Consider the following 19,750-nt stretch of genomic DNA (forward strand, 5'->3'; position numbering starts at 1 on the left):
TCATCCTGCCGCACGCCGCAGGCACGGCTGCGGTTGGGCCCGCCCTCGGAATCGCGTAATGGGGCGTCAGGTGACGTGACAGCGGTCAGCTGTCAGTGTCGGGTTGTTGTGGCGGCTCTTCCGTGAGTTGCCGGAGCAGGTCCATCAAGCGTTGTTCAGCCTCCGGGCTCAAGGGATCCGGTGGCTGCGGGACCTCGTCGCGCAGTTCGGCGGCAGTCGGGTCCTGGGCGGCCAGGCCCTCCGCGGTGGCTTCTCCAAAGCGCCGGATGACCTCCTGGAGCCGTGCGCGTTCCTCCGGAGTCGCGGTGGTGAGCTGGGTGCGAAGGGTGTCGCGGATCTCCTGGAGGCGTTCGACGTCAGCGATGTTGCCGGGGATGTCCTGGGTCATGAGCACCTGCAGGTTCGTCTCGGCCGGAGTGGGGCGGTCCGGCTCGACCGGCGCCTCGTCCGGTTCGTGGGCGGACCAGCACCAGCCGTGTTCGGCCATGCCCTCCTTGGTCCACTCCATGAGCAGGTCCGCGCCTTCGTTTACGCGTGACATGTCGTGGCCGCCCCCGGTGGCGAACCAGCACAGCAGCGCGGCGGCGGCGGGTTTGTCGGCATCGCAGGAAGAGCACAGTTCGAGGTGGATCGGAAAGCCGTTCGCATCTTCCTGAGGCATGACGGCACTGGTGATCAGCGGCCCGCCGCATCGTGAACACGACGGCAACTTCTCTGCGAGTTCCACATGGGTCACGCCGGCCTCCTTGCTCTTACGTGCGCCTACCAAAGCCCGCGAAATCTGCAGCGTCAACCTCCTCGTCGCAGTCCGCTGAAGCGGGAGGCCGAAGCCCAGGCCGCGGTCGAGCTCCCGTGTGCGAGGCTCATGCCTGTCGATTGATGTTGACAGCTGAGCCGATGGAAAGCGGCGTAGAGACGCGCACCATCCGTCATCGGACCGTCCCCTCCCCTCGGATCCGTGAGTACCCACGTCCGTCCCGGTACGCGCGCCCGGGCGAGGCACTCCCGAGAGAACCGCTCCAACCGGCTGTGAGTCCCGTGCGTCGACACGAATGATTCCGTTCGGTGAGTGCTACCCATGTACCAACGCAAGCGGGATGCGTGGCACGGGAACGCCGGGAGAGTGGTGCATGCTCCAACAGCGCAAGGCGCAATTGAAAGCCAAAGTCGAGGATGCGGCCATCCGCGGGTACACCGCGGCGGACGGTCGGCTGCCCGTCACCGAGCTCGCCAGGCAATTGCTGCGCAAGGCCTTTCCCGACCACTGGTCCTTCCTGCTCGGTGAAATTGCCCTGTACTCCTTCGTGGTGCTGCTCCTGACCGGCACCTATCTCACGCTCTTCTTCGATCCAAGCATGATGGAGAGCACGTACACCGGTCCCTATGTGCCCCTGCACGGCGAGAGAATGACGCAGGCGTACGCCACCACCCTCAACATCAGCTTCGCCGTGCGCGGAGGCCTGCTGATCCGTCAGATCCACCACTGGGCGGCGCTGGTGTTCCTCGCCGCCATTGCCGTCCATATGCTGCGGATCCTGTTCACCGGCGCCTTCCGCAAGCCGCGAGAGGCCAATTGGATCATTGGCGTATCGCTGTTCGTTCTCGCGCTCCTCGAAGGGTTCGCGGGCTACTCGCTGCCCGACGACCTGCTGTCGGGGACCGGTCTCAGGACAGCGGCCACGATCGTGGGGTCCATCCCGTTCGTCGGTACGGACCTGGAGATGTTCATCTTCGGCGGGGAGTTCCCGGGCAATATCATCATCCCCCGCCTGTACATCGTCCATGTCCTGCTCGTCCCGGGCCTCCTCGTGGCCCTGATCGCCGCTCATCTCATCCTGATCGTGTATCTCAAACACACGCACTGGGCTGCTCAGGGCAAGACCAACAGAAATGCCGTAGGCATGCCGATGTTCCCTCAGTTCACCGCGAAGACCACCGGCTTCTTTCTCATGATCTTCGGCATCCTGACCCTCATGGGCGCCTTCGCGCAGATCAACCCCGTGTGGAACTACGGCCCCTACCGTGCCGACCAGGTTTCCGGTGATGCGCAGCCGGACTGGTATGTCGGATTTCTGGAGGGCGCCATGCGGCTCATGCCGCCCTGGGAGACCGTCGTCGCGGGACACACGATCATGTGGAATGTTTTCATTCCCGCGGTGGCGTTGCCCGGCGTCGTCTTCACCGTCCTGTTCCTGTACCCCTTCTTCGAGAAGTGGGTGACGGGCGACCGCAAGGAACACCATCTGTGCGACCGGCCACGCAACCGCCCGGCCCGCACGGGACTCGGCGTGGCGGCCATCGTCTTCTACGCCGTACTTCTGGCAGCCGGAGGCAACGACGTCATCGCCTTTTCCTTCCGTGTGTCCGTCAACACCATGACGTGGATCCTCCGGATCGCGCTGGTGGTCGCACCGCTCGTGGCATTCGCCGTGACCAAACGCCTCTGTCTCGCCCTCCAGATGCGCGACCGGGTGCGGCTGACAAAGGGAGAGGAGACCGGTCAGGTGACTCAGTCTCCGTACGGCGGACTGCAGGAGGGCCATCGCGGCATCTCCAAGGCGACCCGCCACCGTCTCCTGGTGCGAGAGGTCCCGATGCCCCTGGAACTCCCCGCGGAAGGCCCCCTCTCGCGTCGGCTGCGCCTGAAAACAACTCTGAGCAGCTGGTATTACGGCGACCGTGTCGATCTGCCGGCGACGCAGGAGCAGAAGGCCGCCATCGCGGAGCGCACTGCTCCCCCCGAGCCTGTCGGTGAAGGCCAGGATTGAGGCTTCGCCTGCTCGCCGTGGTGCGCTCGTCTCAAAGCGGGGGCCGCGAGAACTGGAACACCATTCCGCACACTCCCGCCAGGACCACGCCCAGCCCGATCAGGAAGAGCCACAGCCCAAAGACCGTCCCGAGAGCCAGTACGGCCGCGCCTGCGGCGATCAGCACCGGCCAGGCGCTGTGCGGAGGAAAGAAGTCCACCGGCCCCGCCCGCTCATGTACCTCTCCCTCCTTCCGGTCCTCGGGGCGCAGTCCTTTCCTGCGGTAGTTCGTGGCGAAGACGAACGACACGAGCAGCGCCATGAGGAAAGCGAAGGTGAGTGCGGCCGTGCCGGCGGGATCCTTGGACCATACGGCGTAGAGAACACCGGTCACGAGAAAGAACGCCGCGACCCCGGCGAAGAGGATGGCCTCGGTCTTCATGAGTTCGCGTCCCCTCGTGTGTCCGGCGTCGATGGGGTGCCAGCTCTGCCGATGGGTGGTCCTGCCGCCGCAGCGGGGTGGTTGAGGTCGAATGCCGGGGAGTCGGAGCGTACGCGCGGCAGAGCCGTGAAGTTGTGGCGCGGTGGCGGGCACGAGGTCGCCCACTCCATTGACCGACCGAACCCCCAGGGATCGTCCACCTCAACCTTCGGCGCGTGCCGACTGGTGCGCCACACGTTGAACAGGAACGGCAGCGTCGACAGGCCCAGCAGAAACGAGCCGATGGAGGAGATCGTGTTGAGGAGAGTGAAGCCGTCCGCCGCAAGGTAGTCGGCGTAACGTCGCGGCATTCCGCTCTCTCCCAGCCAGTGCTGTACGAGGAAGGTGGTCTGGAAGCCGACGAACAGGGTCCAGAAGTGAATTCGCCCGAGGCGTTCGTCGAGCATCCGTCCGGTCCACTTGGGCCACCAGAAGTAGAACCCGGCGAACATCGCGAAGACCACCGTTCCGAACAGCACGTAATGGAGATGGGCCACGATGAAGTACGAGTCTGTGAGGGGGAAATCCAGCGGGGGAGAGGCGATCAGCACACCACTGAGGCCGCCGAGCAGGAAGGTGACCAGGAATCCCAGCGACCACAGCATGGGCGTCTCGAACGAGATGCTTCCGTTCCACATCGTGCCGATCCAGTTGAAGAACTTGACTCCTGTGGGCACGGCGATGATGAACGACATGGCCGAGAAGAACGGCAGCAGAACCGCTCCCGTGGCGAACATGTGATGAGCCCACACGACCGCCGAAAGCATGGTGATGGCGATCGTGGCACCGACCATGCCGACGTATCCGAACATCGGTTTTCGGCTGAACACCGGCAGGATCTCGCTCACCACGCCGAAGAACGGCAGCGCGACGATGTAGACCTCAGGGTGACCGAAGAACCAGAACAGGTGTTGCCACAGCAGCGCGCCGCCGTTGGTCGAGTCGTAGATATGGGTCCCGAATTTTCTGTCGGCTTCGAGGGCCAGCAGTGCGGCTGCCAGCACCGGGAATGCCTGCAATGCCAGGATCGATGTGAAGAGTACGTTCCAGGTGAAGATCGGCATGCGGAACATGGTCATGCCGGGAGCGCGCAGACAGACGATGGTCGCGACGAAATTCACGGCTCCCAGGGTCGTACTGATCCCGGAGAGAACCAGGCCCATGGTCCACAGGTCACCGCCGGCGCCCGGGGAGAAGACGGCACTGTTCAGCGGGGCATAGGCGAACCAACCGAAGGCTGCCGCGCCGCCCGGGACGATGAATCCCGACACGATGATCAGCCCGCCGAAAAGGAAGAGCCAGTACGTGAGCGCGTTGAGACGGGGGAAGGCGACGTCGGGTGAGCCGATCTGCAGCGGCATGACGGCGTTCGCGAACCCGGCGAACATCGGAGTCGCGAACAACAGCATCATGATGGTGCCATGCACGGTGAACAGCTGGTTGTACTGATCAGCGCTGACGATCTGCAGACCGGGGCGGGCCAGTTCCGCTCGCATCAGCATCGCCAGCAGCCCGGCCAGCAGAAAGAATCCGAACGCGGTGACCATGTAGAGGTTGCCGATGACCTTGTGGTCCGTGGTCGTCAGCCAGCCCAGGAGCCGGACGCCGACGCTGATCCGCCGATTACTGACTGCCGCCTCGATCGAGGCGGCTTCCTGCTGGTCCTGCGACATCGCTTCCCCGTCCGCCCTGATATGGCACATTCCGGCTTCGGAATTGATGGTGGAGCCTCGCATCACGGATGGCGTGTGCGACGGGCGGGAAAGCCTCGAATTTCGTCAGTTCACCGGCGTGGAGGCGCCCCCAGGGTGTGGATCGAGGCCGACGGCGTTCCGATCGCGAAGGCGCGAAGGGACGCTCAGGTCTCCTCGTCCATCCGGATTGCGGCCCTGAGGTCGTCGTGTGCCTTTCCGCGCTCCCCCTCCTGCTCTTCGAGCAGGGCGGCCGCGATGGCGTCCAGCTTGCGCTGGATCGCGCGCTCGGCCCGCAGCACGCCACTACGCGCAGGTCCGAGACGAGGCCTTGGTAGACCGACTCGCGGTCGTCGGCGCGCAGCACGGCGGAGGGATGGATTGTGGCCACCAGACCTCGAATCCCATCGTCGGCCGCACCGTGCTCGTCAAGCGTGGGCCACGGCAGCAGCGCGCCCCGCTGCTGGGTCACCCGGAATGTCGATCCGAGCAGGGCCTTGCCCGCGGTCGCGCCGAGTGCCACGACCAACTCAGGAGCCACAACCCGCAGTTCGGCGAGGAGCCACGGCCGGCATGCCGTCATCTCCCGCAGGTCCGGGGCTTTGTGGATACGGCGTTTGCGGCCTTCGGGGATCGTGAACTTGAAGTGTTTGACCGCATTGGTGGTGTACGTCTGCCGGGGGTCGATGCCCGCGTCCGAGAGGGCCCTCGTCAGCACCTTGCCCGCCGGGCCGACGAACGGCCTGCCCTGCCGGTCCTCCTGGTCACCCGGCTGCTCCCCGAGCATCAGCAGGCGCGCGGAGACTTCGCCCTCGCCGAAGACCGTTTGTGTCGCATTCGCGTAGAGGGGGCATCCACGGCAGTCGGCCGCGGCTGTCCGAAGGCCGGACAAGCCCGCGCGTCGGCTGGGCAGGAAGGCCGTGCGCCCGCCTGAGATGGGCCGCAAACCGACGTTCCGTGGACAGGCGGGGGCGTCATCCTCGGTCTCTTTGCTTCTGCAACTTAGGCTGCATCTGTGCGGCCTGGTCCCACGGCGCTTTCGTGAATGGTGTTTGCATTCTCTTAATCGAGGTAGTCGCATAAAGTAACGGAAAGGACCGTTACCCGGTCGAGGAGCTGATCCGCGTGGCTGAGGGAAAGAGAATCCGCGGCAGGGCCCAGGAGACAGTGGGCAAGGCCAAGCAGAAGATCGGGCGAGCAACGGGGCGGGACGACATGCGCCTGAAGGGGACGGGTGACCGCGCCGAGGGGAAGGCGCGCCGGGCCATGGGGGAGATGGCAGACAAGGTCAAGGGTACGGCGGAGGAAGTCAAGGGAAAGATACGCAGGCACAAGTGAGGGATCGTCACTGCGCGATGCCACAGGCCTCGGATGGAATTGCTTCCCCTGTCCGGGGCCGCTGCGTGGGCCCGGTGTCCCGCTCAGGGTGCGCTGCGTGGCCGAGTCACCCCAGGATGACCTCAAGCTTCATGATGGTTCGCAGGGCCGCGTCGAGTTCCGTCACTCGGTGTACCCGTGAGCGGTCAGATGGTGTCCGAGCGCCGAGCCCCAGTGCTCCAGCTCCTTCACGGAGGTGCCGGCACGGTCCTTCAAGGGTGAGACAGCTCGCATGGAATGTGGCTCAGCTTCCCAACATGCGGTGAGTGATCCGCCCCGTCCTGGGTACGCGAATTCATGTGGACAAGCCGGCCGAATACCGAACCGATCGGGTGTGAGTGCCGCGCTGCAGTTCTCGACAACGCGAGGACTGAATGCCCGGTCGGGATCGGAAGGGCACCGAAACATAAGGAGTGGTCATGCCTCGCGGCTCGAGTCCCAAGCGGGAGCGCCAGTACGAGCACATCAAGGAGAGTGCCGAGCAACGTGGTGAGAGCAAAGAGCGGGCGAAGGAAATCGCGGCCCGCACGGTGAACAAGGAGCGAGCGCGCTCGGGCGAGGCGCGCACCGCGAGCAAGTCGTCGACGCAGGACATGTCGTCGTCGAAGCGTGGCGGTCAGCGCTCCCACAGCGGTTCCAAGGGTCCCACGTACGACCAGCTCTATGCGGAGGCACAGCGCCGCAATCTGCACGGCCGGTCGTCGATGAACAAGGCCGAGCTGAAACGGTCGCTGGGACACTGACCACATGGCCTGTCATCCACTGTGGCGCGGCAGGCGCATCTTTGCCGACCAGTCGAGGTATTGGTGCTGGGTCTGGCCACCGATCCGTACGAGTGCCACGTCCGTGAAGCCGGCATCGATGTACGGACGTACGGCTTGGACGAAGTCGTCGATGTTGTCCCCGCACGGAATGGCGCCCGCGGCGTCCTCAGGACGTACGAAGTGGGTGCCGTGGTGGGTGACATGGCCCCCCTCGAAGAGCGCGCGGATGGCAGCGACGGCCTCCTCGAACATCTCGTGCCGTACATTCACCGGTGGCCAACCGCCGCCCACGACATGTTCGTTGAGGTTTTCCCCGGACCCGAGCCCCAGCCGGAACCGTCCCTCGGACAGCAACTGCATGGTCGCCGCCTTCTGCGCCACCACCGCCGGGTGGTAGCGGAACGTCGGGCATGTCACGTACGTCATGAGCGGTTCTGAGTCCTGCCTTGTCCGGTCCTTGTTTCCCCGGCGTACGGGCGTCGCGAGCGCGTCAGGCGTTGGCCAGGGGGCTGTCGTCCAGCGACTGCAGCAGATGGGACGGGTCGTTGAAGATCGCGGCCGCTCCGGCATCCTCCAGATCGCCGCGGGGAATGCCGCCGCACAGCACACCCACGCAGGTGACGCCCGCCCGGCAGCCCGCGCGCATGTCCCAGACGGTGTCGCCGACGAAGACAGCTCGCTCAGCCGGGACGCCGGCGAGTTCCAAGGCATGCTCGACGGGGTCCGGCGCCGGTTTCCCGGCCTCCACGTCGTCGGCGCCGGCGCTGGCGCTGATGGCGTCGTCCGCGTCGATGGCCAGCCGTAGCGCCTCCAATTCGCTCCCGCCGGCGGACGTGGCGAGGACGACGCTCCAGCCGTTGTCCGCCAGGACGCGCAGGAGGTTGCCCGCCTCCTGGAACGCGGGAAGCCGGTCGGAGTAGGTGCCGTACAGCGCCTTGTGCCCCGCGGAGATGATGTCGTCCTCGTCGCGGTCGCGCTCCTCTCCCAGCAGATGGGCAATGAGGTCGTCGGACCCCAGTCCGATGGCGCGATGGATGGCGTGCATGGGAACTGTGTGGCCTGCTTGACGCAACGCTTCCCACCAAGCGGTCACATGGAGGTGATTGGTGTCGACCAGAGTGCCGTCTACATCGAACACGGCGGCGCGTGGCATGGGGTTCCTTCCGTTGGCGTCCGGGAGCGGCGTGACCGTCTGCTCCGCCTACTGGTCCCTCCATGGCACTGCGGCCGGCGGCTCAACGCATCTCCACTTCGTGGATTCGGGGGGCGAGCGACGAGGCGCAGGACGAACCGGGTGGCGTCCCCGTCAGGCGCGGCAGGCCGGGCGTCGCGACGTCGCTCCCTTGGAGCGCTGTCAGCCCTCGACGCCGGTCGACGTGTGGGCCGCGCCCAGGGGTTTGGATTCGGGCGAACCTCGCTGACGGAGGTAGACGGACAGGATCGCCATGGAGGCGACCGCGAGGAGCTCCGACTGCCAGTTCTGCAGCGAACGGCTCCAGAAGTCGGCGGAGATCAGGTATTCGCCCCAGCTGATCGGCGCCTGGAGCTGGCGTAGCCGCTGCTCGTCGTAAGCGGCGACGCCGGCGATCGATAGAGCGAGCCACGACAACAGGAACAGCGCCGCCATAACCACGCCGAGAGACCGGGAGAACACCGCTTGCCGCCAGTCCTGCTTCGCAGCCGCCCAGGGTTGCCAGCGCGAGGGCGGTCAGCGCGATGGTGGGAACGCATCGCACCACGGCATTCGACCCTCCGTCCAGCCCGCCGCACTACAGGCATGACCCATTGTGAGCTCACCGCAGTGGTTTGACGCCTGGGAAACACTGGTGCGTCGCGCGATCAACGGGGCACACGGAGTGGCGGCACCGTTTCTCGCCACCTGGTACCCCCTCATTCGTCCAGCGCGACAACAAGCACCGCAGCCCTCGTATTCATCAGACGAGCCATCTTTCGCTGCCGATGGGGTCGACGAACCAGAACGGAATCATGTGGAACCACCGGCGGGTGATTCTCGGATTTCCGGAGTGCTCGGAGTCAAACCGACTTTTCCGTGATGCGTAAGTCTGCATGTTCGGGGCACGTCCATGCCGAAGACCTGGAGATGAGGAGGTATCGCGATGGTCCCGCTGCTCTTGGTGCTCCTTCTGGTCCTGATTCTTTTCGGGGTCGGGTTTGCTGCGAAGGTTCTCTGGTGGATAGCGCTGGTCGTGCTGGTGCTCTGGCTGCTGGGGTTCCTGTTCCGGGGCCCGGTCGCCGGAGGCGGACGTTCGCGTTGGTACCGCTGGTAGACGAGGCCTGTGACGGAGGTGGAACGGGGCTGCCCGGACGGAGACGGCGCCACTGGCGTGCCGTACGTCCGCAACGGCGGGAGCAGCGCAGCGCCCCAACGCCGCAACGCCGCATGATCGCCATCGCCGACCACCCATCAGGACTCCCCGCCCCTGCTCAACTGCGCGCGGGCTCCTGAATGATGTATTCGCTGGTCGTTGTGGCGTGCCCTTTTCGGTCTCGTAGCGCCGCGAGGTGCCCGTGGGCCCACAGCGCGGTGCCCAAGAGGGGTGCAACGAGGAGATGGGGCGCACCTGGGCACCAGGAAAAGCGCCCGCGCCGTGCAGCACCATTGTTCGCCGGAACCGGCTTTCGCGCTTGTTGGCGGATCAACCATCCCGAGTGCGCCGGGATGCGCAGTCCAGCGGGGAGGAAGAGGCGCCCGGTGCGCATCGCCTCTCGGGTTTCGTCCCAGCCGCAAAGGGCACCCACAGCTTGCGGCTGAGCGGCCGCGAAGGTTAAGGACCAGGGCACGGAGTCCGTGGACTCCGTGCCCGTCCTGTCAGAAATACATGGCCGGCGCGCCGCCAAGAAGTCCCGTCTGCCTGGCGGCGCCTGGCACGCACGCTCGCCGCGTTGTCGTCACTCGCCGACGCCCCGCGCCCGTTCCCCCTCTCGGCACCACGGGAGTTGGGGGACTGTCGACGTGTCCGCCGGCTCGCACTGGCGGGGCGGCAATCTCCTCGTAGACCGCGACCGAGAAGCCCAGCAGCAGGCGGGCGTGTGTTGGTCGTGGGGACGCAGGGCCATCTTCCGGGCTCCACTCGCGGAGCGCGTCGACGGCATTGGTCAGCAGACTGGGCACCGCGCGACTCTTGCGTTGGGCGACTGACATTTCATGTTTGCCATACGGACATATGCCTCATACTTGTACATAACGACTGTCTCGGCGCCTGCTCATGGGGAGTGGAGTCCCCAGATAATCCACTCCGACGGCGCGAAAGTCGCATCCGCAGGTGGCGGGACGAACCCCACCAATCGAGGCGGTTTGGATCATGAAGAATGGCCAGGTGGCCCTTGCCTTGACCGCCGGCTACGCCCTCGGACGCACACACAAGATGCGCTGGGCGCTCGCTCTTGCCGGCATAACGGCGGCCGGTAGAGGGATGGGCGCGGGCCGCCTCGCGGCAGGAGCGGCCAAGTCCCCGGAATTGTCACGGTTGACGCACGACGTGCGGGACCAATTGATGTCGGCGGGCCGGAAGGCCGTTGTGGCGACGGCGAGCAACCGGATCGACTCGCTGAGTGACCGGCTGCAATCCCGTGCCGAGTCACTTCGCACGAAACCCGAGGCGGAGGAGACCGAGGAAGACGAAGAGCCCGAGGAGATCGAGGAGACCGAAGACGAGGAAGACGAGGAAGACGCCGACGAGAGGGACATGGACGACGAAGCGGAAGAGGAGCAGGCGCCCAAGAAGCGGGCTCCGGCAAAGAAGACCTCAGGCCGTGCGCCGCGAAAGAAAACCTCCAGTCGTTCCTCGCAGCGGAGCGGTGGGTGATGACCAATGGCTGAGCGATCGGACGAGAAGCGCGAGAGTGGACACGGGTCCTTGATGGAAGGTCTCCCCACGGACCGTTTGATACAGGAGCTCGAGAACCTCATTGCCGCGCTCGGTCAGCGGGCCATGTCCGCTGTCACCGAAAAGGCGAGCGGGGGTGTCAAGCGCCTGGCCCATCCCGGCGGGGATGGCGACGGTTTGAAGGAAGCCGTGGCCTCGGGAGGCCGCCAGCTGGTGGAACACATACCTCTCAAGGCAGTTGCCGGCGCCGGATTGTCAAAGGTCAAGGACAAGGCGATGGAAGCGCTACCTGGCGGTGGCGGTGGCGACAAGGACGGGGGCAAGAAGATAAAGGTCGTCAATATCGTCGAGGAAATCGACGTGGGTGTCCCCGTGTCCGTCGCATACAACCAGTGGACCCAGTTCGAGGACTACCCGAGCTTCATGAAGAAGGTCGAGCGCGTCGAGCAGGAGTCCGAAACGGAAATCGAGTGGAAGGCCCAGATCTTCTTCTCGCACCGCGAATGGCATTCGACCGTCATCGAGCAGGTGCCCGACGAGAAGATCGTCTGGCAGTCCAAGGCCGAGAAGGGCCACGTGGACGGTGCTGTGACCTTCCACGAGATCGCGCCGAACCTCACCAGGATCCTGATGGTCCTGCAGTACCACCCGCAGGGCTTTTTCGAGGGCACCGGCAACCTTTTCCGGGCCCAGGGACGGCGGGCCCGTCTGGAGCTCAAGCACTTCCGGCGACAGGTCATGACCGAGGCCCTTCTCAACCCCGATGAGGTCAGGGGCTGGCGTGGCGAGGTCCGTGACGGCGAGGTCGTCCGCACCGACGAGGAAGTCCGCGAGGAGGAAGAGCGCGAGCGCGAGGAAGCCGCGGAAGCCGAGGGCGCGGAACCGGAAGAAGCCGAGTACGAGGACGAGTACGAAGGCGAAGACGAAGACTACGAAGCCGAGGACGAGGGTTCTCCTCCGGAGGACGAAGAGGAGGAAGAAGAAGAGGAGGAGGAAGAGGAAGAGCCCGAAGAAGAGCCCGAAGAAAAGCCCGCACCGTCTGCTCGCCGGCGGTCCAGCAGGGCAAAGTCGAGGTGACGTGTGATGACCGTAGCCAGTCAGAGCAGCCGCTATTTGGACCGGCCTTCCTCCAGCGGTCTCGCCGAGGTCGTCGACCTCATTCTGGACAAGGGCCTGGTCATAGACATCTGGGTCCGTGTGTCACTCGTGGGAATCGAGCTTCTGACGATCGACGCACGCATCGTCGTCGCGAGTGTCGACACCTACCTCCGCTTCGCGGAAGCCGTGAACCGTCTCGACCTCGCCCGCAGCGGAACCGACACCAGCCTGCCGGAGCTCGTGGACGACCTCCGGGAAGGCGGCGCGAAGCACAAGACCCGCGGCGCTCTCGAGGGCGTCAAAGAGAAGGTGACTGACGCCTTCGGCAAAGGCGAGGACGAGGAGGAAGAGGAGGAGAAGCAGCCCGAGGAGCGGCCCCGTCGCAGGCCCAGGCCCGAAGGACGGAAGGAGCGGGAGCGGTGACCGCCGACGAGGTGGGGACGGCTCCGCCGGTGGAAGGCGCCTGCTATGTCTACGGCGTCGTCCCCGAGCCCACAGACCGCGCCCCCGCACTGGACCTGCCCGGGGTCGGCGACCCGGAAGCACAGGCCATGTTCGTACGACACCGGGGAATTGCAGCTGTTGTCAGCGCAGTCCCCACCGACCGCCCGCTGGGCACGCCGGAGGATCTGCATGCCCACGCACGGGTGTTGGACACCCTGGCCGCCTCGACCACTGCCGTCGTCCCCTTGCGCTTCGGCACCGTACTGCCGGATGTACGGACAGTGGTCGAGGAGTTGCTGGAAGACGGCCGTGACGACTTCGCCGAGATCCTGAAACGGCTGCACGGCCAGGCGCAGTTCACCCTCAGAGCCCGGTACGTCGAGGATGCCGTGTTGCGCGAGGTGCTCAGCGAGAGTCCGGCGATAGCCCGACTACGGGAGGAGGTGGCGGCGAAGGACGAGGAGGCGAGCTACTACCAACGTGTCGAGCTCGGCAGAGCCATCACCGACGCGATCGCCGACAAACGCCACACGGATACGGCCGAGATCCAACGCCGTCTCGCTCCCTTTGCCGTCGCCACGGCCACTGCCGAACCGGCCGTCGCGGAGGGGGTGGTGAATGCCTCCTTCCTCGTTCCGCAAGAAGAGTGGGCCGCGTTCGAAAAGGCGGCCGAGGAACTCGCCGTCCAGTGGCACGGCCGGATCCACCTGCGCCTGCTAGGGCCTCTCGCGCCCTACGACTTCGTGGACGAGGCGGCGAGCGAGATCGAGGAGGGCGGATAACCGTGGGACTTCTCAGCGGACTGTTCACCTGGCCGCTCGCGCCGGTCCGCGGAGTGGTGTGGATCGCAGAGCGAGTCGAGGAGGTGGCAGAGCGCGAGCTCAGTGACCCCGACGTCATCCGGCAGCGCCTGGAGGAAGTGGAGATCGCACGTGACGCCGGGGAGATCACAGATGAGGAAGCGGCTGAGCAAGAAGCAGAGCTGGTACGCCGCCTCATGGCCTCGCGGCCCCCCGACGGCGGCATGGAGGTGTGAACCGTGCCCGGATCAGAACGCGCCGCGCCGGAGCCGAAGAGGCCTGCCCGGCCTAAGAGGGAGTCGGCGACAGACTCGTCCGAGGGCAGCTCGAGCGACCGCACGAGGCGCAAGACGACGAAGTCCTCATCCCCACACCGTCTCAGTGGCCGCCGGGCCGCCGCACGAGCCGCACAGCATGTCTCTGAACTCGCCGGCAAAGACCTCGAGGCCGTGACCTCCCTGGAGAAGACGGAGCAGGGCTGGCAAGTGGGCATCGAGGTTGTGGAATCGCATCGGATACCCGACTCCACCGACATCCTTGCCGTCTACCTCGTCGAGATGGACGGCGCGGGCGAGCTGATCTCCTACCGCCGCGACAAGCGCCATTACCGGGGCAGGGCAGAGAAGAGCGAAGCATGAGCCAGGGTTCGGGCTGGAGTGGCGCAAGCAGGCGAAGAGACCCCTCGCTCGTGCCCTCCCGGCCCGAACCGGCCAACCTGGCCGACATACTTGAGCGTGTCCTCGACAAGGGCATCGTCATCGCCGGTGACATCCGGATCAACCTTCTGGATATCGAGCTGCTCACCATAAAGATCCGCCTTCTGGTGGCATCCGTCGACCGTGCCCGCGAAATGGGCATCGACTGGTGGGAACACGATCCCACCCTTTCCTCCGGCCAACGTGACGTCGTCGAGGAGAACCGCCGCCTGCGCCGCCGCATTGGTGAGCTGGAGGCAACAGACCGGGGCAGTGGGGCCGTTGAGGCTGATGAGGAAGCCGCCCCGTCCGAGGACGAGGAGCGGGAGCGATGACCGAGTCCTGCGTCACCTGGCTCTACGCCATCGCCTTCGACGTCCACCCCGTCACCGCCGTCAGACAAGCGGCGTTGACGGGGGTGGCCGATGAGTCTGTGCATGTCGTCGAGGAGTCCGGGCTGCTCGGCATCGTCGGTTCGGTTCCGGTCAGCGACTTCGGCGAGGAGGAGCTGCGCGAACGCCTCCAGGACCTCGACTGGCTCGAGGCAGCGGCCCGGGCCCACCACAAGGTGATCTCCACGGTGGCTCGCGAGGGGAACATCATTCCTTTGCGCTTCGCGACGATCTACCACGACGACGATCGTGTGCGCTCTCTCCTGGCGGAGCGCCGGGCGGACTTCGCCTCGGCGCTGAACCGGGTGGCCGGACGGACGGAGTGGGGCATCAAGGCGTACGTCGACCCGCGGCCGCTGGAAGGGCAGGAACCGCACGATGCGAGCCCCGAGGAAGGCGGTAGCCCCGGCACGGCCTACCTCCTGCGTCGTCGAGCGCAGCGACAGGGGCAGGAGACCGTGCAACGGGCAGCTCAGGACCGGGCGGAGCAGATCCATGTCGCGCTCCAGGAACTCGCGGTGGAGTCGGCTCACCATCGCCCTCAGGACGCCCGCCTGGCTCAGTACGAAGGATCGATGATCCTCAACACCTCGTATCTCGTTCCGAACGCCCTCACTGACGAATTCGTCACCGCGGTGCAGGACATCCGAGGCCGCTTTCCCGATGTGCGGATCGAGCTCGTCGGCCCATGGCCCGCCTATTCCTTCGCCGGTGACGACATTGGGCCGGAGCGGGCGTGAGCGCCGTGACCGACCACCGGCAATCGCCCGTACGGCAGGAGTCCCAAGTGCCGTACGCCTTCGAGGGACAGCAGATCGCGTTCGTCGACCTGCTTGACCGGGTGCTGGCCGGAGGTGTGGTCATCGCCGGGGAGATCACCCTGAGTATCGCGGACATCGACCTCGTCCGGATCTCGCTGCGCGCACTGGTCGCCTCCATCCGTCCCGGCATGGAGTACTCCCGTGCCACGGAGGCGGATGCACGCGCCTCGGAGCCCCCGCGATGAACCCTCGACGCGGCGAAGACCGCGGAGCCGGCACGCCAGGCGACGCGGCACGTCGATTCCCCGAACGCGTCGAGATGGACCCCGAGTCGGTGGAGCGAGGGCTTGCCGGTCTGGTGCTGACCATCGTTGAACTGCTGCGCCAGTTGATGGAACGGCAGGCATTGCGCCGCATAGAAGACGGAGGCCTCAGCGACGAGCAGATCGAACAGCTCGGGCTCACATTGATGGCACTGGAGAAGCGCGTGGAGGAGCTGCGGGAGCACTTCGGCCTGTCGCCGGACGATTTGAACATCGACCTCGGCCCCCTGGGGCCTCTGCTGCCTCCGGAGCCTTGAGCGAACGCGCTCTGGAGTAGCCGAGAAGGGCGCGGACTTGCTCGGCATGATCGACCGCCGCGTGAAAGGAGACATGCGGCGCTTCAAGGAGTACATCGAGCAGCGAGGCGGCGAATCCGGCTCGTGGCGTGGCCGCGTGACCCCTGGATGATGTGAGCGAGCAGCTCTGTCCGTACGGGCCGCGCGGAGGGCCCGCGGCCAGGACGCTCTCGCCCTCGGCCACGCCGTCAGCCGGGTTCGCGTGGCTTTGCCGGGGGCGCATCAGTCTCGGCGTACGCCTGCAGGGGACGTACCGCGGGCCCCTGCACCACGCTGCCGTCAGTGGAGAAGCGGGAACCGTGGCAGGGACATTCCCAGGTCCGCTCTGCGTCGTTGAACTGCACCAGGCAGCCGAGGTGGGTGCACCGCGCGGACAGCACGCGCAGTGCGCCGTCCTCCTCGCGGTAGACGGCCAGGTGCCGCGCTCCTCTGCGTACGACGGTGCCGCTGCCCCTCGGGAGGTCGGCGAGGCGGTCCGACCGCGGCGAGGACAGCCGGTCGCCGACGAAGTGCCGCGCCGTGTCGACTTGGCGCTCGATCAAGGCGCGGCCCTCGCGCAGCAGCTGGAGCCGCCGCGGGTCGTACAAACCGGCCCAGGGCAGGTGATCGTCCATGATCAGCGAGCTGAGAAGCCGACCCGCCATCACGCCACCGCTCAGCCCCCACCCACCGAAACCGGTCGCGACATAGGCGTGCCGGGCCGCCGGATGGAGTGGCCCGACGAAGGGGACCCGGTCGGTGGTCCAGTTGTCCTGCGCCGCCCAGCGATGAACCGGTTCGGCGTCCGGGAAATGCTCCCGCATCCACGAGCTTAGGTGCGCATACCGCTCCAGCACCTGCCCGGCACCCGGTGTGAACTTCTCGCCGGTGACGATCAGCAGTCGCCGCTCGGCGTCGTAGGGAGCAGTACGCACAGACCGTGTCCGTTGCTCCTGGGTGTGGTATACCCCCTGCGGGTCGAGATCCTTCGGAATCAGCCCCGTGACGACCAGTTCACGGCGCGAGGCCATACGGCCGAACAGCAGAGAGCGGTCGAAGATCGGGTAGTGCGTGGCAACCACGACATCCCGCGCGGTGATGCGGACCCCTTTCGACGTGCTCAGCCGGCACGGAGAGCCTTCCTTCAACCCGGTGACGCGGGTGCCTTCGACGATGCGGCCGCCGCGCTCGGTCAGATCGTCCACAAGGCCCGCCAGGAACTTGAGCGGATGAAACTGTGCCTGACCGCTCGCGCGGACCGCGCCGGACACGGGGAACGGAAGCCCCGTACCCGGCACGAACTCCGCCGCCAGACCCGCCTTCTCGGCCGCGTCTGCCTCCGCACGCAGCTCGTCGACCCCGCCGTTGCGGGTGGCATAGCTGTAGGCGTCGCGGCGTTCCCACTCGCAGTCGATGCCCAACTCGGTGCTGACCCGGCCGACTTGTTCGACGGCCTCCTGTTGCGAGGTGGCGTACAGCTGGGCCGCGCGGGGCCCGAAGGCGGACCGGAGATGTGTGTAGGCGAGTCCTTGGAGAGCGGACAGCTTTGCGGTGGTGTGCCCGGTGACGCCGGACCCGAGCCGATCCGCCTCCACCAGGATCACTGAACGCCCGGCGCGGGCAACCTCCCACGCCGTGCACAGCCCCGCCATGCCGCCGCCGATCACGGCGACGTCGGCTTCCTCGTCATGTGCCGGCGGGGGATGAGAACCCTTTGTCTCCGCTTCCATCCAGTACGACGTGGGCAGGCCCGGCAGCGTGGTCATGAGCGTGCCCTCCTCTCGGCCGGCGGAACGGCTCAGCCGGGCCAGGTTCCGGTCAGGCGGTGTACGGCGGTGGCGCCGCCGCGGTCGACGGCCGCCTTGACCGCGGAGAAGATCGCACCCTGCAGGGTGGCTGCGAGCATGACTTCCCGCCAGTTGCGGTCTTGGTCGGTGGCGCCAGGAGCGTCCTCGTCGTGGCCGACCGCCTTCCACACCTGCTTGAAGACCGCGCCGGCCAGGGCACCGCTCACCGCACCGAGCGCCAGGCCGACCGGCTTGTAGGCGACTTTGGACGCTTTCATGCGCTCTTCCTCCTGCGGCGGGCGAGGAGGATGACAATCAGCGCAGTACCACCGGCGATGAGCAGCTTGCGGTTGCCGCGCGCGACCTGTGCCGTCTGGCCGGCCTTGTCACGCACCGGCTCCGGGGTGGTGTCCTGGATCTTCGCTCCGAGGACCTGGGCCTTCTCCGTGAGCTGTTGCTTGGCGTGCGCGGCCTTCTCGCGTACCGGCTCGGGAGTCTTGTCGTGCGCCACGTGGAGGGCGTGTGCGGCCTTGTCCTGCACCTGAGTCTTGACCTTCGCCGCCTTTTGCTGCGCCTGGGCCTTGATGTCGGCCTTGGAGCTCAGCGCCTCGACCGTCTGGCCGAGCTTCAAGCGGGTTCCCTCCACCTGCTCGCGCAGTTCGTCGGCGGTGGGTACGGAGTCGTTGTTCCGCGACTTGTCCGTCATTGGTGAGCCCTCTCCTTGATCTCGGCTATGTCGCTCTTGACGCTGTCGATTGCTTGCTCGGGGGTCGGCGGGGCGGCCTTGCCAACCTGCTTCTTGCCCATGGCAGTGAGTGCACCGGCCGCCGCGAGCAGGACGACGGTCACGGTCAGAGCGGAGCCCCACAGCGGCCAGATCAGGTCCAGGGCCACGATCGCGGTGGCCGCGAGGGCCTGCAGAGCGATGAAACCGACCGCGCCGGCTCCACCGAGCAGACCGCCACCGATCCCGAATCGTTTGCCCTTGTCCCGCATCTCCGCCTGCGCCAGGGCCAGTTCCTGCCGCGTCAATTGGGAGACCTGCTCGGATGCCTGCCTGACCAGCTCGCTCACGGACGCGTCGGAGTCCTGGCGCGGCGGCTGGTCCAGCGACCTGTCCATCGTCGTCCCTGCCTTTCGTTGCTTCGGCGGTTGGGCGGGAAGGGCCCAGCTGTTGAGCGCGTACCCGGGCCCGCTCGCCCCATTCGGTTTCCCGCCCGCTGGGCAAGAACGTTCGGAGTCAGACGTCGCCCATCTCGCTGCGTTCCTCATCGGTCCACTTGCGGGTGTCCCGTGGCTCGACGTAGGGCTCTTCGTCTTCGGGGAGGCCACCGATGATCGCCCGTTCGCGGGTCAGCTCCGCATCGAATTCCAGGCCCAGCAGGATGGCGAGATTGGTCATCCAGAGCCAGACCAGAAAGACGATCACTCCGGCCAGGGTGCCGTATGTCTTGTTGTAGGAGCCGAAGTTCGCGACGTACAGAGCAAAGCCGGCTGAGGCGATCATCCAGATCGCCAGGGCCAGGAGACTCCCCGGCGTGATCCACTTGAATCCGCGGCCCTTCGCGTTCGGCGACGCCCAGTAGAGGATCGCGATCATGCTGGAGACCAGCACCACCAGCACCGGCCACTTGGCAATCGACCACACGGTCAGGGCCGTGTCCCCGATCCCGAGCGCCGTGCCGACCTGTCGTGCCAGACCTCCGGTGAATACCACGATCAATGCGCTGGCGCAGGCAATGATCATCAGCACGACGGTGAGGATCAGTCGCACCGGCAGCACCTTCCATGCCGGGCGGCCCTCCGGGATGTCGTAGACGGCGTTGGAGCTGCGGATGAACGCCGCCACATATCCGGACGCCGACCACAGCGCCAGCAGCAGACCGACGATCGCCAGCACGGAACCCGTGCCACTGTTGCCCTGCAGTTGCTCGACCGCGTCCGTGACGACATCCCGTGCCGAGCCAGGGGCCATCTTCTTGATGTTGTCCAGAACGCTTTGGGTTGCCGACTCACTCACGATGCCGAGCATCGAGACCAGGACCAGCAGAGCAGGGAAGAGTGCCAGCACCCCGTAGTACGTCAGCGCCGCAGCACGGTCAGCCAACTCGTCGTCCTTGAACTCCGCCACCGTCCGCTTGAGTACCGCCCACCACGACTTCTTCCCCATCGCCGTCGGTGTGTCCGGAGCATCATGCTCCACCTGCGGGTCCGGTCCCGGCCCGTTCACGTGCTTGCCCTGCCTCATTGGTGCCATCCCTTGCGGG

24 protein-coding genes and 4 pseudogenes are annotated in these 19,750 nt (G+C 66.3%); 15 read left to right on the top strand and 13 right to left on the bottom strand.

Going from position 1 to position 19,750, the window contains the following annotated elements; genetic code table 11:
* Positions 1-85: 85 nt before the first annotated feature.
* Complete coding sequence (locus OG741_RS36665; protein ID WP_405605001.1) at positions 86-793, bottom strand: DUF6300 family protein; 708 nt, start codon at positions 791-793, stop codon at positions 86-88.
* A 337-nt stretch (positions 794-1,130) separates the two neighbouring features.
* Between OG741_RS36665 and OG741_RS36670 the strand changes: the two genes are divergently transcribed.
* The gene (locus OG741_RS36670; protein ID WP_405605003.1) at positions 1,131-2,768 is read left to right on the top strand and encodes a cytochrome bc complex cytochrome b subunit; all 1,638 of its coding nucleotides are present in this window, start codon (positions 1,131-1,133) and stop codon (positions 2,766-2,768) included.
* A gap of 31 nt (positions 2,769-2,799) precedes the next feature.
* Here OG741_RS36670 and OG741_RS36675 read toward each other — a convergent pair whose 3' ends face one another.
* The 4 genes and pseudogenes from OG741_RS36675 to OG741_RS36690 form a co-directional block, all read right to left on the bottom strand.
* Complete coding sequence (locus tag OG741_RS36675) at positions 2,800-3,189, bottom strand: cytochrome c oxidase subunit 4 (RefSeq protein ID WP_405605005.1); 390 nt, start codon at positions 3,187-3,189, stop codon at positions 2,800-2,802.
* Positions 3,186-4,901 carry a cytochrome c oxidase subunit I gene (ctaD, locus tag OG741_RS36680; protein ID WP_405605007.1) on the bottom strand — a complete coding sequence of 572 codons (1,716 nt, stop codon included), beginning with the start codon at positions 4,899-4,901 and terminating at the stop codon, positions 3,186-3,188. Before ctaD ends, OG741_RS36675 begins: the two co-directional genes overlap by 4 nt.
* A gap of 185 nt (positions 4,902-5,086) precedes the next feature.
* Entirely contained in the window at positions 5,087-5,221 is a 135-nt protein-coding gene (locus OG741_RS36685; RefSeq protein WP_405606017.1) for a hypothetical protein, read from the bottom strand.
* A pseudogene (locus tag OG741_RS36690) lies at positions 5,221-5,865 on the bottom strand (UdgX family uracil-DNA binding protein); the annotation flags it as partial. The pseudogene OG741_RS36690 and the gene OG741_RS36685, both read right to left, overlap by 1 nt.
* A 179-nt stretch (positions 5,866-6,044) precedes the next feature.
* On the opposite strand from OG741_RS36690, the gene OG741_RS36695 reads away from it, so the two are divergent.
* On the top strand, positions 6,045-6,257 hold the full coding sequence (locus OG741_RS36695) for a CsbD family protein (protein ID WP_405605009.1): 213 nt from the start codon (positions 6,045-6,047) through the stop codon (positions 6,255-6,257).
* Positions 6,258-6,715: 458 nt separating this feature from the next.
* A complete protein-coding gene (locus tag OG741_RS36700; protein ID WP_405605011.1) occupies positions 6,716-7,039 on the top strand; it encodes a plasmid stabilization protein in 324 nt (107 codons plus the stop codon).
* A 12-nt stretch (positions 7,040-7,051) separates the two neighbouring features.
* On the opposite strand, the pseudogene OG741_RS36705 reads toward OG741_RS36700, so the two are convergent.
* The 3 genes and pseudogenes from OG741_RS36705 to OG741_RS36715 all read right to left on the bottom strand — a co-directional run.
* Positions 7,052-7,492 (bottom strand): annotated as a pseudogene (locus OG741_RS36705) (LLM class flavin-dependent oxidoreductase); the annotation flags it as partial.
* 58 nt (positions 7,493-7,550) lie between these two features.
* Positions 7,551-8,213: an HAD family hydrolase gene (locus OG741_RS36710; RefSeq protein WP_405605013.1), complete on the bottom strand. Its 663-nt coding sequence runs from the start codon at positions 8,211-8,213 to the stop codon at positions 7,551-7,553.
* A 201-nt stretch (positions 8,214-8,414) separates the two neighbouring features.
* A pseudogene (locus OG741_RS36715) lies at positions 8,415-8,747 on the bottom strand (DUF6766 family protein); the annotation flags it as partial.
* Between the two features lie 430 nt (positions 8,748-9,177).
* Between OG741_RS36715 and OG741_RS36720 the strand changes: the two are divergent.
* The 12 genes and pseudogenes from OG741_RS36720 to OG741_RS36775 all read left to right on the top strand — a co-directional run.
* Complete coding sequence (locus OG741_RS36720) at positions 9,178-9,348, top strand: hydrophobic protein (protein WP_405605015.1); 171 nt, start codon at positions 9,178-9,180, stop codon at positions 9,346-9,348.
* Positions 9,349-10,383: 1,035 nt separating this feature from the next.
* Positions 10,384-10,887, top strand: coding sequence for a hypothetical protein (locus OG741_RS36725; protein ID WP_405605017.1), 504 nt, complete (start codon positions 10,384-10,386; stop codon positions 10,885-10,887).
* Between the two features lie 6 nt (positions 10,888-10,893).
* On the top strand, positions 10,894-11,985 hold the full coding sequence (locus OG741_RS36730; protein WP_405605018.1) for an SRPBCC family protein: 1,092 nt from the start codon (positions 10,894-10,896) through the stop codon (positions 11,983-11,985).
* 6 nt (positions 11,986-11,991) lie between these two features.
* Complete coding sequence (gene gvpJ, locus OG741_RS36735; RefSeq protein ID WP_405605020.1) at positions 11,992-12,429, top strand: gas vesicle protein GvpJ; 438 nt, start codon at positions 11,992-11,994, stop codon at positions 12,427-12,429.
* The gene (locus OG741_RS36740; RefSeq protein ID WP_405605022.1) at positions 12,426-13,232 is read left to right on the top strand and encodes a GvpL/GvpF family gas vesicle protein; all 807 of its coding nucleotides are present in this window, start codon (positions 12,426-12,428) and stop codon (positions 13,230-13,232) included. The genes gvpJ and OG741_RS36740 overlap by 4 nt, the downstream gene beginning before the upstream one ends.
* 2 nt (positions 13,233-13,234) lie before the next feature.
* The gene (ccmI, locus tag OG741_RS36745) at positions 13,235-13,486 is read left to right on the top strand and encodes a c-type cytochrome biogenesis protein CcmI (protein ID WP_405605024.1); all 252 of its coding nucleotides are present in this window, start codon (positions 13,235-13,237) and stop codon (positions 13,484-13,486) included.
* Positions 13,487-13,489: 3 nt separating this feature from the next.
* Complete coding sequence (gvpO, locus tag OG741_RS36750; RefSeq protein WP_405605026.1) at positions 13,490-13,888, top strand: gas vesicle protein GvpO; 399 nt, start codon at positions 13,490-13,492, stop codon at positions 13,886-13,888.
* Between the two features lie 50 nt (positions 13,889-13,938).
* On the top strand, positions 13,939-14,280 hold the full coding sequence (locus OG741_RS36755; RefSeq protein WP_405605028.1) for a gas vesicle protein: 342 nt from the start codon (positions 13,939-13,941) through the stop codon (positions 14,278-14,280).
* On the top strand, positions 14,277-15,077 hold the full coding sequence (locus OG741_RS36760) for a GvpL/GvpF family gas vesicle protein (protein WP_405605030.1): 801 nt from the start codon (positions 14,277-14,279) through the stop codon (positions 15,075-15,077). The genes OG741_RS36755 and OG741_RS36760 overlap by 4 nt, the downstream gene beginning before the upstream one ends.
* A gap of 47 nt (positions 15,078-15,124) precedes the next feature.
* Positions 15,125-15,343: a gas vesicle protein gene (locus tag OG741_RS36765; RefSeq protein WP_405605972.1), complete on the top strand. Its 219-nt coding sequence runs from the start codon at positions 15,125-15,127 to the stop codon at positions 15,341-15,343.
* Between the two features lie 74 nt (positions 15,344-15,417).
* A complete protein-coding gene (locus OG741_RS36770) occupies positions 15,418-15,678 on the top strand; it encodes a gas vesicle protein K (protein WP_405605974.1) in 261 nt (86 codons plus the stop codon).
* A 10-nt stretch (positions 15,679-15,688) separates the two neighbouring features.
* Positions 15,689-15,829: pseudogene (locus OG741_RS36775) on the top strand (cyclase); the annotation flags it as partial.
* Between the two features lie 76 nt (positions 15,830-15,905).
* On the opposite strand, the gene OG741_RS36780 reads toward OG741_RS36775, so the two are convergent.
* From OG741_RS36780 to OG741_RS36800, 5 genes are all read right to left on the bottom strand, one after another.
* On the bottom strand, positions 15,906-17,462 hold the full coding sequence (locus tag OG741_RS36780) for an FAD-dependent oxidoreductase (RefSeq protein WP_405605032.1): 1,557 nt from the start codon (positions 17,460-17,462) through the stop codon (positions 15,906-15,908).
* Positions 17,463-17,494: 32 nt separating this feature from the next.
* Complete coding sequence (locus OG741_RS36785) at positions 17,495-17,761, bottom strand: DUF4235 domain-containing protein (RefSeq protein ID WP_405605034.1); 267 nt, start codon at positions 17,759-17,761, stop codon at positions 17,495-17,497.
* On the bottom strand, positions 17,758-18,189 hold the full coding sequence (locus OG741_RS36790; RefSeq protein WP_405605036.1) for a DUF3618 domain-containing protein: 432 nt from the start codon (positions 18,187-18,189) through the stop codon (positions 17,758-17,760). The genes OG741_RS36785 and OG741_RS36790 overlap by 4 nt, the downstream gene beginning before the upstream one ends.
* Complete coding sequence (locus OG741_RS36795; protein ID WP_405605038.1) at positions 18,186-18,605, bottom strand: phage holin family protein; 420 nt, start codon at positions 18,603-18,605, stop codon at positions 18,186-18,188. The genes OG741_RS36790 and OG741_RS36795 overlap by 4 nt, the downstream gene beginning before the upstream one ends.
* Positions 18,606-18,723: 118 nt before the next feature.
* Complete coding sequence (locus OG741_RS36800) at positions 18,724-19,740, bottom strand: YihY/virulence factor BrkB family protein (protein WP_405605976.1); 1,017 nt, start codon at positions 19,738-19,740, stop codon at positions 18,724-18,726.
* Between the last annotated feature and the right edge of the window lie 10 nt (positions 19,741-19,750).

Origin of the sequence: Streptomyces sp. NBC_01410 (assembly GCF_045040195.1) — a bacterium.
GTDB lineage: Bacteria > Actinomycetota > Actinomycetes > Streptomycetales > Streptomycetaceae > Streptomyces.